At 67.8% G+C, this 13,299-nt stretch carries 12 protein-coding genes and 1 pseudogene; 6 read left to right on the top strand and 7 right to left on the bottom strand.

The window, feature by feature from the left end:
* Positions 1 to 40 precede the first annotated feature (40 nt).
* From BR07_RS0104590 to BR07_RS27760, 4 genes and pseudogenes are all read right to left on the bottom strand, one after another.
* Positions 41 to 1,207: an ABC transporter ATP-binding protein gene (locus tag BR07_RS0104590; RefSeq protein ID WP_027504421.1), complete on the bottom strand. Its 1,167-nt coding sequence runs from the start codon at positions 1,205 to 1,207 to the stop codon at positions 41 to 43.
* A gap of 1 nt (position 1,208) precedes the next feature.
* Positions 1,209 to 1,994 (bottom strand): SDR family NAD(P)-dependent oxidoreductase, encoded by a 786-nt coding sequence (locus BR07_RS0104585; RefSeq protein ID WP_027504420.1) that lies wholly within the window; start codon positions 1,992 to 1,994, stop codon positions 1,209 to 1,211.
* A 52-nt stretch (positions 1,995 to 2,046) separates the two neighbouring features.
* Positions 2,047 to 3,081: an ABC transporter substrate-binding protein gene (locus BR07_RS0104580; RefSeq protein ID WP_027504419.1), complete on the bottom strand. Its 1,035-nt coding sequence runs from the start codon at positions 3,079 to 3,081 to the stop codon at positions 2,047 to 2,049.
* Between the two features lie 365 nt (positions 3,082 to 3,446).
* Positions 3,447 to 3,536: pseudogene (locus BR07_RS27760) on the bottom strand (TetR-like C-terminal domain-containing protein); the annotation flags it as partial.
* A gap of 26 nt (positions 3,537 to 3,562) precedes the next feature.
* Here BR07_RS27760 and BR07_RS23315 point away from each other — a divergent pair.
* Together BR07_RS23315 and BR07_RS0104570 are read left to right on the top strand one after the other, a co-directional pair.
* Positions 3,563 to 4,783, top strand: a complete 1,221-nt coding sequence (locus BR07_RS23315) for an MFS transporter (RefSeq protein ID WP_197027719.1) — start codon at positions 3,563 to 3,565, stop codon at positions 4,781 to 4,783.
* A gap of 14 nt (positions 4,784 to 4,797) precedes the next feature.
* Entirely contained in the window at positions 4,798 to 5,682 is an 885-nt protein-coding gene (locus BR07_RS0104570; protein ID WP_027504418.1) for a LysR family transcriptional regulator, read from the top strand.
* A 19-nt stretch (positions 5,683 to 5,701) separates the two neighbouring features.
* On the opposite strand, the gene BR07_RS0104565 is transcribed toward BR07_RS0104570, so the two are convergent.
* The gene (locus tag BR07_RS0104565) at positions 5,702 to 6,529 is read right to left on the bottom strand and encodes a helix-turn-helix transcriptional regulator (protein WP_037184061.1); all 828 of its coding nucleotides are present in this window, start codon (positions 6,527 to 6,529) and stop codon (positions 5,702 to 5,704) included.
* A gap of 86 nt (positions 6,530 to 6,615) precedes the next feature.
* On the opposite strand from BR07_RS0104565, the gene BR07_RS0104560 reads away from it, so the two are divergent.
* Positions 6,616 to 7,296, top strand: a complete 681-nt coding sequence (locus BR07_RS0104560; RefSeq protein WP_027504416.1) for an SDR family NAD(P)-dependent oxidoreductase — start codon at positions 6,616 to 6,618, stop codon at positions 7,294 to 7,296.
* 53 nt (positions 7,297 to 7,349) lie between these two features.
* Here BR07_RS0104560 and BR07_RS0104555 read toward each other — a convergent pair whose 3' ends face one another.
* Positions 7,350 to 8,204, bottom strand: coding sequence for a helix-turn-helix transcriptional regulator (locus BR07_RS0104555; protein ID WP_027504415.1), 855 nt, complete (start codon positions 8,202 to 8,204; stop codon positions 7,350 to 7,352).
* 175 nt (positions 8,205 to 8,379) lie between these two features.
* Between BR07_RS0104555 and BR07_RS0104550 the strand changes: the two genes are divergently transcribed.
* From BR07_RS0104550 to BR07_RS23310, 3 genes are all read left to right on the top strand, one after another.
* The gene (locus tag BR07_RS0104550) at positions 8,380 to 9,318 is read left to right on the top strand and encodes an SDR family oxidoreductase (protein ID WP_027504414.1); all 939 of its coding nucleotides are present in this window, start codon (positions 8,380 to 8,382) and stop codon (positions 9,316 to 9,318) included.
* A gap of 79 nt (positions 9,319 to 9,397) precedes the next feature.
* Complete coding sequence (locus BR07_RS0104545) at positions 9,398 to 9,862, top strand: hypothetical protein (RefSeq protein WP_027504413.1); 465 nt, start codon at positions 9,398 to 9,400, stop codon at positions 9,860 to 9,862.
* A 113-nt stretch (positions 9,863 to 9,975) separates the two neighbouring features.
* Complete coding sequence (locus tag BR07_RS23310) at positions 9,976 to 11,871, top strand: putative bifunctional diguanylate cyclase/phosphodiesterase (RefSeq protein WP_155956914.1); 1,896 nt, start codon at positions 9,976 to 9,978, stop codon at positions 11,869 to 11,871.
* 10 nt (positions 11,872 to 11,881) lie between these two features.
* Here BR07_RS23310 and BR07_RS23305 read toward each other — a convergent pair whose 3' ends face one another.
* Positions 11,882 to 13,234 carry an MFS transporter gene (locus tag BR07_RS23305; RefSeq protein ID WP_037184058.1) on the bottom strand — a complete coding sequence of 451 codons (1,353 nt, stop codon included), beginning with the start codon at positions 13,232 to 13,234 and terminating at the stop codon, positions 11,882 to 11,884.
* Between the last annotated feature and the right edge of the window lie 65 nt (positions 13,235 to 13,299).

Here is a 13,299-nt window from a genome sequence, read left to right as displayed (position 1 = left end):
GGCGGCGTCGTGTCGGTGTCGGGGGGTGTGAGGGTGGCGGTCACGATGCGCTCCCCACTGCTGCGGCGACGGGTGCGGTGTCCGCGGCTGTCGCGGTGGAGGGCGCCGAGGGGAACACCCGCAGCGCTGCGGGGGAGAAGGAGACGACCACGGCGTCACCCGGCTCGGCCGAACGCAGCGCGAGGCCGTGCTCGGCGGCCGACGCACGCAGGGCGAGTGTCTCGGCGCCGGACCGCACGGTCACATCGAAGTGCCGACCTCCGTACTCGTGATCGACGAGGGCGGCGTGCAGTCCGACGTGGCCGGGCGGAACCTCGGCCATGCTGCGGTGCAGGAGCAGGTCGTCCGGACGCAGCCGTGCGACCGCGGAATCGCCCTCGTCGGCACGATCGCGGACCACCGAGTCGCGGAGATCGATCGCGTCACCCGCGGAGGTCTGCCAGCCGTCGTGCGCCCTGCGCAGTTCGAGCTTGTTGGCCATGCCGATGAATGCCGCGACGTAGTCCGAGCCGGGGTTCTCGAACACGCTCGACGGCGTGTCGAGCTGCTCGATGCGGCCGGACTTCATGATCGCGAGGCGGTCTCCGAGTGCGAAAGCCTCGGACTGGTCGTGGGTCACGAACACGGCGGTGAACCCGAGTTCGCGGTGCAGACGGTGGATCTGAGAACGGACCTGATCGCGCAGCCGGGCATCGAGGTTGCTGAGCGGCTCGTCGAAGAGGATGAGGTCCGGACGCGCGACCAGCCCGCGAGCGACCGCCACGCGCTGCTGTTGGCCACCACTGAGTTGAGACGGATACCGGTCGAGCAGCGCGCCGCAGTCCACCATGTCGGCCGCTGCCTCCACGGCTCCCGGCCCGAATGACTTGGTGAGTCCGCGGACGTCGAGGGGGTACTTGATGTTGCGGCGCACCGTCATGTGCGGCCACAGGGCGTAGGACTGGAAGACCATGCCGATGTTGCGTTTGTGCGCGGGGACGTCGACTCGCTGGTCCGCGTCGAAGACCGTCCTGTCCTTGAACGAGATACGCCCGCCCTGGGGTGTCTCGAGCCCGGCGAGGCACCGCAGCGTGGTGGTCTTCCCGCAACCACTCGGGCCCAGAAGAACAAGGAACTCGCCCTGCTCGATATCGATGTCGAGACCGTCCACGACCTTCGTGCTGCCGTACGTCTTGGTCAGTCCGGAAATGGTGAAGCGATCGGTCATCTCATGCCTTCTGTCCAGAGGTGTGTGTGGGTGTTCGCGCGCCGGCCGCCAGACCACCGTCGACGACGAGGTCGGTTCCTGTGATGTAGCTGCTCTCGGATCCGGCGAGGAACACGACGGCGTCTGCGACGTCGCCGGTGGTGCCCCGCCGCTGCATCGGAATGGTGCGCACATAGCCGGCGACATCGTGGTCGGCGAAGTCCTCGCTACCGGTGATGTCGGTGTCGATGCTTCCGGGGCACACCGAGTTGACTCGGATCCCCCGCTCGGCGAGCTCGAGCGCAGCCACTCGGGTGAGGGCCCGCACCCCGAACTTCGAGGCGCCGTAGGCGCCGAGCTTCGCTGTCGCGAGGATTCCGCGCAGGGACGACACCGTGATCACGGAACCGCCGGACTTGACGGCGGTGCTCGCCGTCCTGAGGGCGAGGAAGGTGCCGACCAGGTTGATGTCGAGCATGCGGCGGAAGTCGGCCAGTGAGGTGTCGGCGATGTCGCCGCGGTGCGCCGCCCCGGCGTTGGCCACCAGCACGTCGAGGCCTCCACCGTCCGCTTCGATTCTCTGCACGCACGCGTCCCACTCGGCTTCCGACGCCACGTCCAGATGCAGGTAGCGAACCGACGGTCCGAGGGTGTCGGCGACCGCGCGACCACCCTCGTCGTCCACGTCCGTGACGTACACGGTCGCTCCGAGAGAGGCGAAGCGCGCGGCACATGCCGCACCGATGCCGCGCGCGGCGCCGGTGACGAGCACACGGGAGCCGTGTGAAGGCGCTGTCCGAGCGTCCATGATCACCTCCCTGGATGACGAGTTCGGATGGTCGAGAGCGGTCGCGTCCCCGTCACTGGAAGAGCTGCGACCATTCCTGCGAGTACCGGTCGACGTTCTCGGGGGTCAGATCGGCGGGATCGGGTGAGGCGATGTTCTGTGCCCGCTCGACGGCGCCCGGAACATCCGGCAGCGCGGCGGCGTAGCCACCGTTCAGCGCGGCCTGTCCCTCGGCGGTCACCATGAAGTCCGCCAGGACCTGAGCCGCGTTCGGATGCGGCGCCGCACTCAGAACCTCGGTGTACCACGGTGTGCCCCAGGGGTTCTCCGGCAGCACCCAGTCGACGGGAGCGCCCGCGTCGACCTCGGTGACGAGCGGCTGGACGCTGGGCGAGACCACCACTTCACCCGACGTCAGGGCCTGCGCGACCGCCAGTGCGCTCGGGTAGACACGCGGCTGCAGTTCGGCCAGCTTGTTCCAGTAGTCCTCGCCGTAGTTCTCGGCGTAGTGCCGATACAGGTCGACGTACGACGCGATGCCCGTCGGATTGACGATGCCGATGCGGCCGCGGTAGGCCGGGTCGAGAATGTCCTGCGGGGTCTCGAGACCGTCGGGCACCGCGGCGGTGTTCCACCCGAGGCCGAAGACAGCGGCGGACGAGAGGAAGAAGCGGTCGTTCTTCACGCTGGCCGCGCGGTCGTAGTCGGGTGCGTCGAAGTCCGGACCCACGATCTCGGTGGAGAAGGTGCCGGACTCGGACGCGCTGGCGATCCACGACGCGTCGGTCACCATGTGGACGTCGGCAATGCCTGTACCCGTGCGGTTCTCGGTCTCGACACGGGGATTGATCTCGGAATCTGTTCCGCGCACGAAGTCCATGGAGATCTCCGGGTACTTCTGCGTGAACGCGGCCTTCAGCGCGTCGAGGTTCGCAGGCTTCTGGCTGGAGTAGAGCATCACGCTGCCCTCCGTCTTCGCCGCGGCGACGACGTCGTCCCAACTGCCCTCGACGGGCCCGGACGGGGTGGTGCTGCCGCCGCACGCTGTGAGCGCGAACGCCGACGCTGCCATGGCAACGGTGGCGATGGCTCGGGGAATCCTCCGCATGGTCAGACCTCTCTCGGACTCACAGGGCCGCTCGGCTGTCGGTGCGAGTGGACTTCCTGAACTGATGTCAGTTTGAAAGTAGTATGACGTCCTTGTGATGTCAATCACGCAGGTGAGGGCAGTGCGACGACGGGCACGACGGGGTCGCCGGGCCCGCGCCCATCTCCGCGCGCCGCGATCCGGGTTGCGAGGTTGTCGCAGTCGCGATCGGCGAGCTCTCGAGCGGGCAGGGCGTTCTCTTACTCGACTGCCGTCGCGGTCCAGGTCGCGTAGGCGTCGAGCGCTCCGCGGGTGGCCCGAGCGCGGTCGTCGCCGATACCGACGAGCTGGGCGACAGCCATGGGCGCGAGGACGCTCGCGACTGGGTCGCTGTGATCGGCGAAGTGGCCGGCCGCTTCGAGCGAGACGAACCCGTGTACCAGGCTCCACAACTGGGCGGCGATCTGTTCCGGGTCGTGTCGCGGCTGCCGTGGTGTACCCGGTGACGCTGTCGATTCTGACCAACGTGTTCCAGGAGCGGTCCGAACGCGTCATGGCCATCGGACTGTGGGGCGCGGCGACCGGCGTCTCGGTCGCGGTCGGACCCGTGGTGGGTGGGGCGTTGATCGAACACTTCTGGTGGGGATCGATCTTCGTCTTCAACGGCCTCGCTGCTGTCGCAACCATCGCTCTCGCAGCGCGTTTCGTGCCGAACTCCCGTGATCCGTCGACGCCGCCGCTGGACAAGTCGGGTTTGCTTCTGTCCGTGCTGGCACTGGGGTCACTGGTGCACGCCATCATCGAAGGCCCGGACCGCGGGTGGTCCTCGGCGTCGACGGCGCTCGGATTCGGTGTGGCCGCCGCAGTGCTGGTCACCTTCGTTCTCCGGGAGTCGCGCGCTCGCCACCCGATGCTGGACGTGCGGCTGTTCACGAACATGCGCTTCACGGCTGCCAGTGGGGCGGTCACCAGTGCGTTCTTCGCGCTGTTCGGGTTCATCTTCCTCGTCACCCAGTACTTCCAGTCCGTGCGCGGCTTCGGTGCCCTCGATACCGGCGTGCGCATGCTGCCCGTCGCGGGATCGCTGGCAGTGTTCTCGCTGGTGGGTCCCCGCCTGCCAGTACTGGTCGGTTCCAAGATCGTGGTGGCCGCCGGCCTGGCATCGTTGACGGCTGCGTTCCTGTGGATCTCGCAGATCGACACGGGCACGTCCTACCTGCAGATCGCGGGTCAGATGGTGCTGCTGGGCGCAGGCCTGGGTCTGACGAGTGCCCCTGCGACGGAGGCGATCATGGGAGTCGTTCCGACCGACAAGGCCGGGATGGGATCAGCGGTCAACGATGCCACCCGCGAACTCGGCGGAACACTCGGTGTCGCCGTGATCGGGTCGGTCGCACTGTCGGTGTACCGGGACGGTCTGAACACGACGCAGTTGCCGACCGTCCTGATGGACCCCGCGCAGGAGTCGGTGGGCGCCGCGCTCGAAGCCGCACGCCAGGCGGCGGACTCGCTGGGTGCCACCGGGGCACTGCTCGGGTCGCAACTGTCCGATCTCGCACGCGAACGCTTCGTCGACGGCTTCACCACCGGCAGTCTCGTCGCCGGGATGGTCACCGCCGTGGCGGGTGTGCTGACGCTGGTCTTTCTCCCCTCGCATCCCCTCCCGTCGCATACCGACGACGACGAGTCGCACGATCGCCCCGACGTGAGCGTGCGCCGCTGACATACGCTCCATCGGTGCCGACTCTGCGAGCCCTGGAATGCTTCGTGGCCGTCGTCGACGCCGGCTCTGTCACCGCGGGAGCAGCCCAGCTGCATCTGTCGCAACCCGCGCTCTCCCATCACCTCGCGTCGTTGGAGTCGGAGATCGGGAGTCCTCTGCTGGAGCGGCTTCCGCGAGGCGTGCGTCCCACGCCCATCGGCCGTGCCGTTCTCGTCGATGCGCGGATCGCGTTGGCAGCGGCCGAGCGAGTTCTGCGAACCGGACACGCTGCGGCACAGGGTGATGCGGGCCGGCTACGCCTGGGGTGCGCGGAGAGCATGACCGTCCCGATCCTGGCGCCGACGTTGCGCACCTGGACCCGGAAGCATCCGGACATCGGTCTGGATCTGACCGAGTACACCAGCGCCGACGCGATGGCGACGGCGATCACGGACGGCGACCTCGACATCGCAGTGGGGCCGGCGCCGTCGCGCGGGTCCGCAGCGATGACCGAGATCGGGACCGAGGAGATCCTGGTCGTGATTCCGGAAGGTCTCGATCTCGCCGACGAGGACGCCGTCTCCTGGCCGAACCTCGCCGGCAGGCCGATCGTGCACTATCACCCGTCGAACGGCCTTCGTGGATGGTTCGACACCGTGGCTGCGACGCACGGAGTCCAGCTCGACGCTGTCACGCACACTCGACATGCCACGACGGCAGCACAACTCGCTCACGCAGGGTTGGGGGTCGCGCTCGTGCCGGCCACCGCCCTTCCCGCTCGCTTCGCCGGGATCGTCAAGTCGATGACACCTCCGCTGACGAGGTCGGTCGTCGTGATGGTCGGGGCGGAATCGGACGCGCTGACACAGAGGTTCGTGGCCGATCTCGTGTCGCGGGGCATCGGTACTCGCCGCTCCTGACCCGCTCCGCGCGTCCGGCTCACACCAGAGTCTGCGTGCCGACGACGCGCAGCAACTCCAGACGTTGCTCGTCCTCGGAGCCGGGAACGGTGGTGTAGACCACGATGCGCAGATCGCTGCCCGGTGCCGTGAGCACATCGCAGTCGACGGCGATCGGTCCCACCGGCGTCGTCATCACCTTGCGGCTTGCCTTGTGCACCGACATGGTGGCGCGACCCCAGCGAGCGTCGAAGTCCGCACTCCTCGCCCGGAGTCGGGTGACGAGGGTGGTCAGATACGGGTCGTCGGGATAGCGGGCGTGTGCCGCTCGGAGATCGGCGACGAGGTCCTCGCCGAATTCCTCGTGATGCCGGTCGTCGTAGCCGACGCCGGTGAAGTCGTCGGTGAAATGGCGCCACACCACATTGCGGTCGACACCGTGTCGCAGTGCGGGGTCCCCGCTGATGGCTGCCCAGAGGCCGTTGTGATGGACGATGTCCCACGCGGCCGTGAAGACCGCCAGTGGCACGTCGTCCAGGCGGTCGACCATGCGCCGCACTCCGGGCCCGATGTGGTGCGGTACGAGGCGCCCGTTCGGTGATGCCAGTCCGGCCACCCGATACAGGTGATCCACTTCCTCGTCGTTCAGTCGCAGCGCTCGCGCCAAGGCGGCGACGGTCTGCGCCGACGGGTGCCGCGCCCGCCCCTGCTCGAGGCGGACGATGTAGTCGACGCTGATGGACGCCAACGTGGCGAGTTCCTCACGACGCAGTCCGGGTGCTCGTCGGCCGGGGACGGCGGACAGGCCGACCTCCTCCGGTCGAGTCCGGTCCCGCCAAGCCCGGAGCACCGTCGACAGTTCACTCATGCACACCATCGTGCACCGCGTCGCCGGAGCGCGGGTGGTACCGGCAGTACCTAGACCTGCACGTCACCGGGCCACAGGATCGAGACATGACAACAGCACTCATCACGGGAGCGAACAAGGGCCTCGGACTCGAGACGGCGCGACGACTCGTCGACTCCGGTGTCGACGTGTACGCCGGCGTCCGCGACCCCGACAGGGCAGACGACGTCCGCGCACTCGGCGCACACGTGGTACGGCTGGACGTGACGGACACCGACTCGGTCACCGCGGCGGTGTCGTCACTTTCCCGACTGGACGTCCTGATCAACAACGCCGGCGTCATCGGACACGGCGGCGGTGTCGACGACCTGGACGCCGACTCCATGGCGGACACCCTCGACACCAACGTCGTCGGCATCGTCCGGGTGACGCAAGCAGCGCTGCCGCTGCTGCGGCAGTCGTCGAACCCGGTGATCGTCAACGTGGCCTCGGGTGTGGGAATGGGCCGCTTCCTCCAGGATCCCGGTCGGGACGAGTTCCCCGTCGCCGCCATCCCGTACGCCGCCTCGAAGGCGGCCGTCATCACTCTCACCGTGCAGTACGCCAAGAACCTCCCCGAGATGCGAATCAACGCCTCCGACCCCGGCTACACGGCCACCGACCTCAACGGGAACACCGGGCATCAGACCGTCGCGGAGGGAACCGACGCCACCGTTCGCCTGGCCCTGCTCGGCACAGACGGACCCACGGGGGAGTTCCACGACCGCACCGGGCGGATCGAGTTGTGAGCAGGCGGTCGTTCGGCTGATGGCATCGATTCCTCGACGTGACTGTGTGTTCGTCACGGGCCCGGTGTCGTGGACGTTCGTGTTCCCAGTGCGGGGAGCAGCTGAAGCTTCTCGTGACTCGGGCTGCCGGGAACTGCGGTGTAGACCAGAAGGAAATGGGACTGCAGCGGATCGACGAGCGTCTGGCAGGACAGTTCGAGGCGGCCGAGATCCGGGTGGACGAATCGCTTCGTCTCGGCCGGCCGCACTCCCACTTCGTGCCGCTCCCAGACGGTGCGGAACTCGTCGCTCTCCTGAAGCAGCGTCGCCGCGAGACGCGCAGCGCGCGAGTCGGGTCCGCGAAGAGTGGCGACCTCGCGTAGGCCGGACACCCATGTTCGGGTGAGGTGCGCGTGATCCTCGGGGGCGTACAGGTTCCTGCTCGCCGGGTCGGCGAACCACCGATACCCGATGCTGCGTGAGGGCCCGGTGCGGCCGGACTGATCACCGGTGAGCGCGACACCGAGTGCCGTCTGCCGCAGCGTCTCTCCCAACTCTGTGACGATCTCGGCGGGAGTGTCGTGCAGTCGGTCGAATATGCGCAGCAGGCCCGGACCGATGTGATCGCCGACGGCCCCGCGTGTCGGTGGGGTGTGGCCGGCGAGCCGGAACAAGTGGTCGCGTTCGGGTAGCGAGAGATGCAGTCCCTGTGCGATCGAGGCGACCATCTGTTCGGACGGTTGGGGTCCTCGCTCCCGCTCGATACGGGCGTAGTAGTCGGTCGACATGTGGCTCAGTGCCGCGACCTCTTCGCGCCTCAACCCGTCGGTCCGACGTCGCAGCCCTCGTGGAAGACCCACGTCCTCGGGTTGCAGTGCGCTGCGGCGACCCCGGAGAAACTGGGCCAGCCCTGCTCTGTCGATCTCCATTGCTTCTTCCTATCGCGTGGCGCGTGCGCCGACCAGGGTCTGTCGATCCCCCTCTCACGCGCAAGGGGTGACCCGCCATCGGGGGATCGACGAGTCCTGGTTGTCGGGGGAGGACCCCGGCACGGTGAGGTCACACGTCGTCGACACGGCACCTCACACCCATCAGGAGCGACCCATGAGACACACCATCGACATCTCCGTCCCCGATCTCTCCGGTATCCGAGCTGTCGTCACCGGCGGCAGTGACGGCATCGGCCACGTCCTCTCCCGTCGCCTCGCGGCAGCAGGGGCGGAGGTGGTCCTGCCCGTTCGCTCGCAGAGCAAGGGGAAGGCGGCGATCGACGCGATCAGGCAGGCTCATCCCAGCGCCGACGTCTCACTCCGGCGCCTCGATCTCTCGTCGCTCGACTCCGTGTCCGCACTCGCGGACACGCTGTCGTCGGAGGGCAGACCGATCGGCATCCTCGTGAACAATGCCGGCGTGATGACTCCACCGTCGCGACGGACGACGTCGGACGGATTCGAGCTGCAGTTCGGTACGAACCACCTCGGCCACGTCGCGCTCGTGAGCCGTCTGCTTCCCCTGCTGCGAGCAGGGCGCGCCCGCGTCGTCTCACAGATCAGCATTGCCGCGAACAGCGGATCGATCAACTGGGACGACCTGAACTGGGAACGGTCGTACGACGGAATGCGCGCCTACAGCCAGTCGAAGATCGCCTTCGGACTGTTCGGCCTCGAACTGGGACGGCTCAGCGCGCAGCGTGGCTGGGGTATCTCGAGTCATCTGTCGCACCCCGGAATCGCGCCGACAGGTCTGCTCGCCGCGCGACCCGAGCTCGACCGGACCTCGCAGACGACGAGCCGTCGCGTGATCGAGGCCCTGTCCCGTCGCGGATTACTGGTCGGCACCACCGAGACCGCTGCGCTGCCGGCTCTGTACGCGGCGACCGCCGTCGACGTGACGTCCGGAAGTTTCCACGGGCCGGCGGGACTCGGGCACCTCGGTGGGCGTCCCGGACCGCAGAAGCTGTACTCGCGGCTGCGCGATCGTGCGGAGGCGCGACGGGTCTGGGAACTGTCGACCGAGCTCGCCGGAGTCGGGTTCCCGGACTGACTACCGGGCGCCGGACCCTCACCACGCGTGGTGAGGAAGAGCACGCATCCCGATCGGCGATCGTGTGCGAATGTGTTTCATGGTTCATCGCACTCAACCGACGCCGCGCTCGTGTGACTTCCTCGAGGTGATGGGCACGTCCGACATCGAACCCTCGAGTCGGTTCCTGGTGTGGTTGATCGACGACCGCGACACCGTGGTGGTGCGGGCAGCGGCCGACGTGTCGTCGGCGGTGCGGACGGCTCGCGCGTACTGCGCGGCCTGGGGAGCACGGGTGCAGTACATCGAGGGTCCGGACGGCCGGATAGTCGACCGCGCGGACTGGGAACCATCGATGACCGGCCCCCATCCGTTGCCGTACGTGTACACGGTGGAACTGCGATCGCCGCGCGCGACGGGACGTGACGAACTGGTGTCGGCTCTGTGGACCAGTACCGACCTCGACGAGGCGCTGCGATGGCGTGACATGCTCCCCGACGACCTTCGGGGTCGCAGCCTGGTGGTCAGCAACGCACCCGACGGTCACTATCCGACCGCCCCCTGACACGAGTGCATTCGGCTCCGTCGGCGTTCGCACGGCCACGGAACGATCGACGTGCGATGCTGGACGGGTCATAAGCCGTGAATGTCGGGGTTTGTCGCTCGTGACGTGTGCCCGTGGTCGAACCGACCATCGACTCACAGACGCCGAACGGAGTGATGGTGACGATCCCCGCCCGTGTCCTCGCGGACGTTCGTGCATCCCGACGCTTCGCGCTGGCGCAGACCGCGCTCGCCAGGCTCAGTGGGCTCGCCGTCTCCGCCGACCTGGACGAGGTGTCCGCCGCAGCGACTTCCACCGCGGCGACCCTGGTGGGGGTGGCGTCCGCGGCGCTCGCTCGGCACGAGAGTCCGGAGGATCCGTTTCTGCGCATCGACGCGGTCACCCATGTGCTGCGCACCGATGTCGAGGTGCGGTCCGGCGCCGGCTCCCTGGCCGGATTCGCTCTGGCGCACGGTCGATTGACCGTCTGCTCGGACGGCGAGACAGAGACACGGTTCGACACGTCCACCATGTCGTCGGTCGGCTTTCGCAGCGGCGCCGCTGTGCCGATCACGACGAGCGCCGGGGTGTGGGGCGCGCTGATCGTGTTCGGGGCGGAACCGAATCTGTTCGACGACACGGACATCGCGTTCCTGTCGGCGGTGGCCGGAGTGTTCTCCGCAGCGCTCGAACGCGTCGACCTCTCGCGGCTTCTCCGGGAACAGACCGATCACGATCCACTCACGGGACTTCCGGACCGCACGCGGGCCTACTCGGCGGTGGGCGATGCGTTGACTCGTGCGCGTGCGCAGGGCGACGAGGTGGCGTTGCTCCTCCTCGACGTCGACGATTTCGCGATCATCAACGACAGCCTCGGACACGACACCGGGGACCGCGCGTTGGTCCGGTTCGCCGAGCGTCTCGTCGCTGCGGTCCGAACGCGGGACGCGGTGTATCGCTTCGGAGGTGACGAGTTTCTCGTCGTCTGCGGGGGCTTCGAGGACGCCCGGAACGCCGAGGATCTCGCGTTCCGTGTCACCGCTGCGCTGGCCGCGCCGCCGTCCGCGGCCGATGCCCCCATTCCGATGAGTGCCTCGATAGGTATCGCGGTGTCCGAGCCCGGCGTCACGGTGCGGGAGTTGCTGCGGCGCGTCGATCTGGCGCTGCACCGCGCCAAGGACGGCGGCGGCGGAGCGCATGCCGTCTTCGACGCCGAGGACGATCACTACGACGCCGACCGCGTCCGCTCCCTGTCGGTCGACCTGCGGGCTGCCCTGGCCGAGGATGAGTTGACCCTCGCGTACCAACCCTTGGTGCACATCGCGACAGGGGAGGTGGTGTCCGTCGAAGCACTCGCACGCTGGAATCACCCGACGCTCGGGCAGATCGAGCCGTCCGAGTTCGTAGCGGTGGCCGAGCGCACCGGTCTGGCTGCGGTACTGGGGGATTGGGCGCTACGCACTGCGTGCCGCCAGGCGGCGAGATGGCGCAGGGACTTCTCGATCACCGTGCGGGTGAACGTCAGCGCGCTTCAGTTGCGAGATCCCGCGTTCCCCGGCCAGGTCGCGTCGGTGCTCCGGGAGACCGGCCTACCGCCACAGGCACTGGGGCTCGAGGTGACCGAGACGGTGTGGCTCGCCGACACCGGACGCGTCGCCCGGAACCTCAGCGCGGTGACCGAGATGGGCGTCGCGCTGCTCCTCGACGACGTCGGCGCCGGTCACAGCAGCCTGGCCTACCTCGAACGGTTTCCGGTGTTCGAGTGCTTCAAGATCGACAAGGGATACATCGACGCACTCGACACCCGGCGGGGCCGTGCGGTCGTCACCGCCATCGTCGCGTTGGCCAAGGCGTACGAGATGACCGTCGTGGGGGAAGGCGTCGAGACCCGCGTGCAACTCGATGCACTCGCCGAGACGGGATGCGATCTGGCGCAGGGGTTCCTGCTCGGCAGACCCGTCGACGCCGAGCGCACCACCGCCGTGCTGGAGCTCCGTGCGCCACGGGCGGAGACGGTTCACGAGGTGTGAACCGTTCACCTCAGTCGTGCTCTGTCTCCGCGTCGGACCGAGGGCGCGACAGATGCAGATCGTCCTCGCGAACGAGCGCCGTGGCGATGACGCTGATCACCGACGTGCCGACGAGGAAGCCGCACGCGAGCCAGGGTGACCCGCTCGCCGCGGCGATCAGTGCGGTGAGAACGAGAGGCGTCACGCCCGAGGCGTAGATCCCGGAGAACTGGTAGACCACGGACAGGCCGGTGTAGCGGATCTCGGTCGGATACAGGCTCGCGTACAGCGTGCCCTGTGCTCCGTAGAAGGTGGCGTGGACGATGCCGAACACCAGGACCAGTCCGAGTCCGAAGAGCCACAGGCTGCCCGTGTCGAAGAGGGCGAACACGGGAAACACGGCCAGCCCGTAGGCCGCGATGCCGGTGATGTACACACGCTTGGCGCCCACCCTGTCCACGAGCACCCCGGACACCGGGATGAGCACCGCCATCACCACTGCCGCCACGGTGACCACGAGCAGGACCGAGACCTTGTCGAACTTCAGTTGTGTCGTCGCGTAGGTGATGGCGAAGACACCCCACGTGTTGAAGGCGGCACCCTCGCCCCATCGCGACAGCAGTCCGAGGACGGTGCTTCGCGCATGGCGCCGTGCGAACACCTCCTTGATCGGTGCGCTCGATCGCTGCTGGAGTTCCGACACCTCGCGGAACGCCGGCGTCTCCTCCACCTTCAGGCGCACGACCAGACCGACGATCACCAGAACGAGACTGACGAGGAACGCGATGCGCCAGCCGTAGGAGAGGAATTGCTCTTCGTCGAAGATCACCTGCAGCAGGGCGAACATTCCGGTGCCCAACGCGAGGCCGAGCGCGAGACCCACCTGCGGGATGCTTCCGAACAATCCACGCCGACGCGCCGGGCTGTGCTCGACGGCCAGAAGCACGGCACCGGCCCACTCGCCGCCGAGAGCGAAACCCTGTGCGATGCGCAACAGCAACAACAGAATCGGAGCCAGCAGACCGACGTCCTCGGTCGTCGGCAGGACGCCCATCAGGGTGGTCGCCACACCCATGATCAGCATCGACAACGCCAGTGTCTTCTTGCGGCCGATACGGTCTCCGAAGTATCCGAAGACGACTCCACCGATGGGGCGCACCACGAATCCGACAGCGAAGGTGGCGAACGACAGCATGGTGCCGACGAAGGACGACTGATCGGGGAAGAACAGGCGATTGAAGACCACACTCGCTGCCGTGGCGTAGAGGAAGAAGTCGTACCACTCGACGGTGGTGCCGAGCAGACTCGACGCCACGACCGTGCGAAGGCGCTTGCGCCGGTCGGCATCGGGTTCGTACGAGGCCGAGTCGGTGAGGACAGTCATGTACTCCGATACTGGCGTACGAGCTGTCCCGCGGTCACCCGTTGTGCTCGAGCTGATCCGAACGT

The sequence above is a fragment of the Rhodococcus sp. UNC23MFCrub1.1 genome (assembly GCF_000686025.1).
In the GTDB taxonomy this organism is placed as follows: domain Bacteria; phylum Actinomycetota; class Actinomycetes; order Mycobacteriales; family Mycobacteriaceae; genus Rhodococcoides.
Note: the sequence above shows the minus strand (reverse complement) of the source record. Positions and strands in the feature narration are given on the sequence as shown.

What these genes read in the sequence shown, in the direction of transcription:
- BR07_RS0104590 (WP_027504421.1), bottom strand. Translation starts at nt 1,207, where the DNA reads ATGACCGATCGCTTCACCATTTCCGGACTGACCAAGACGTACGGCAGC.
- BR07_RS0104585 (WP_027504420.1), bottom strand. Translation starts at nt 1,994, where the DNA reads ATGGACGCTCGGACAGCGCCTTCACACGGCTCCCGTGTGCTCGTCACC.
- BR07_RS0104580 (WP_027504419.1), bottom strand. Translation starts at nt 3,081, where the DNA reads ATGCGGAGGATTCCCCGAGCCATCGCCACCGTTGCCATGGCAGCGTCG.
- BR07_RS0104565 (WP_037184061.1), bottom strand. Translation starts at nt 6,529, where the DNA reads ATGAGTGAACTGTCGACGGTGCTCCGGGCTTGGCGGGACCGGACTCGA.
- BR07_RS0104560 (WP_027504416.1), top strand. Translation starts at nt 6,616, where the DNA reads ATGACAACAGCACTCATCACGGGAGCGAACAAGGGCCTCGGACTCGAG.
- BR07_RS0104555 (WP_027504415.1), bottom strand. Translation starts at nt 8,204, where the DNA reads ATGGAGATCGACAGAGCAGGGCTGGCCCAGTTTCTCCGGGGTCGCCGC.
- BR07_RS0104550 (WP_027504414.1), top strand. Translation starts at nt 8,380, where the DNA reads ATGAGACACACCATCGACATCTCCGTCCCCGATCTCTCCGGTATCCGA.
- BR07_RS0104545 (WP_027504413.1), top strand. Translation starts at nt 9,398, where the DNA reads ATGGTTCATCGCACTCAACCGACGCCGCGCTCGTGTGACTTCCTCGAG.
- BR07_RS23305 (WP_037184058.1), bottom strand. Translation starts at nt 13,234, where the DNA reads ATGACTGTCCTCACCGACTCGGCCTCGTACGAACCCGATGCCGACCGG.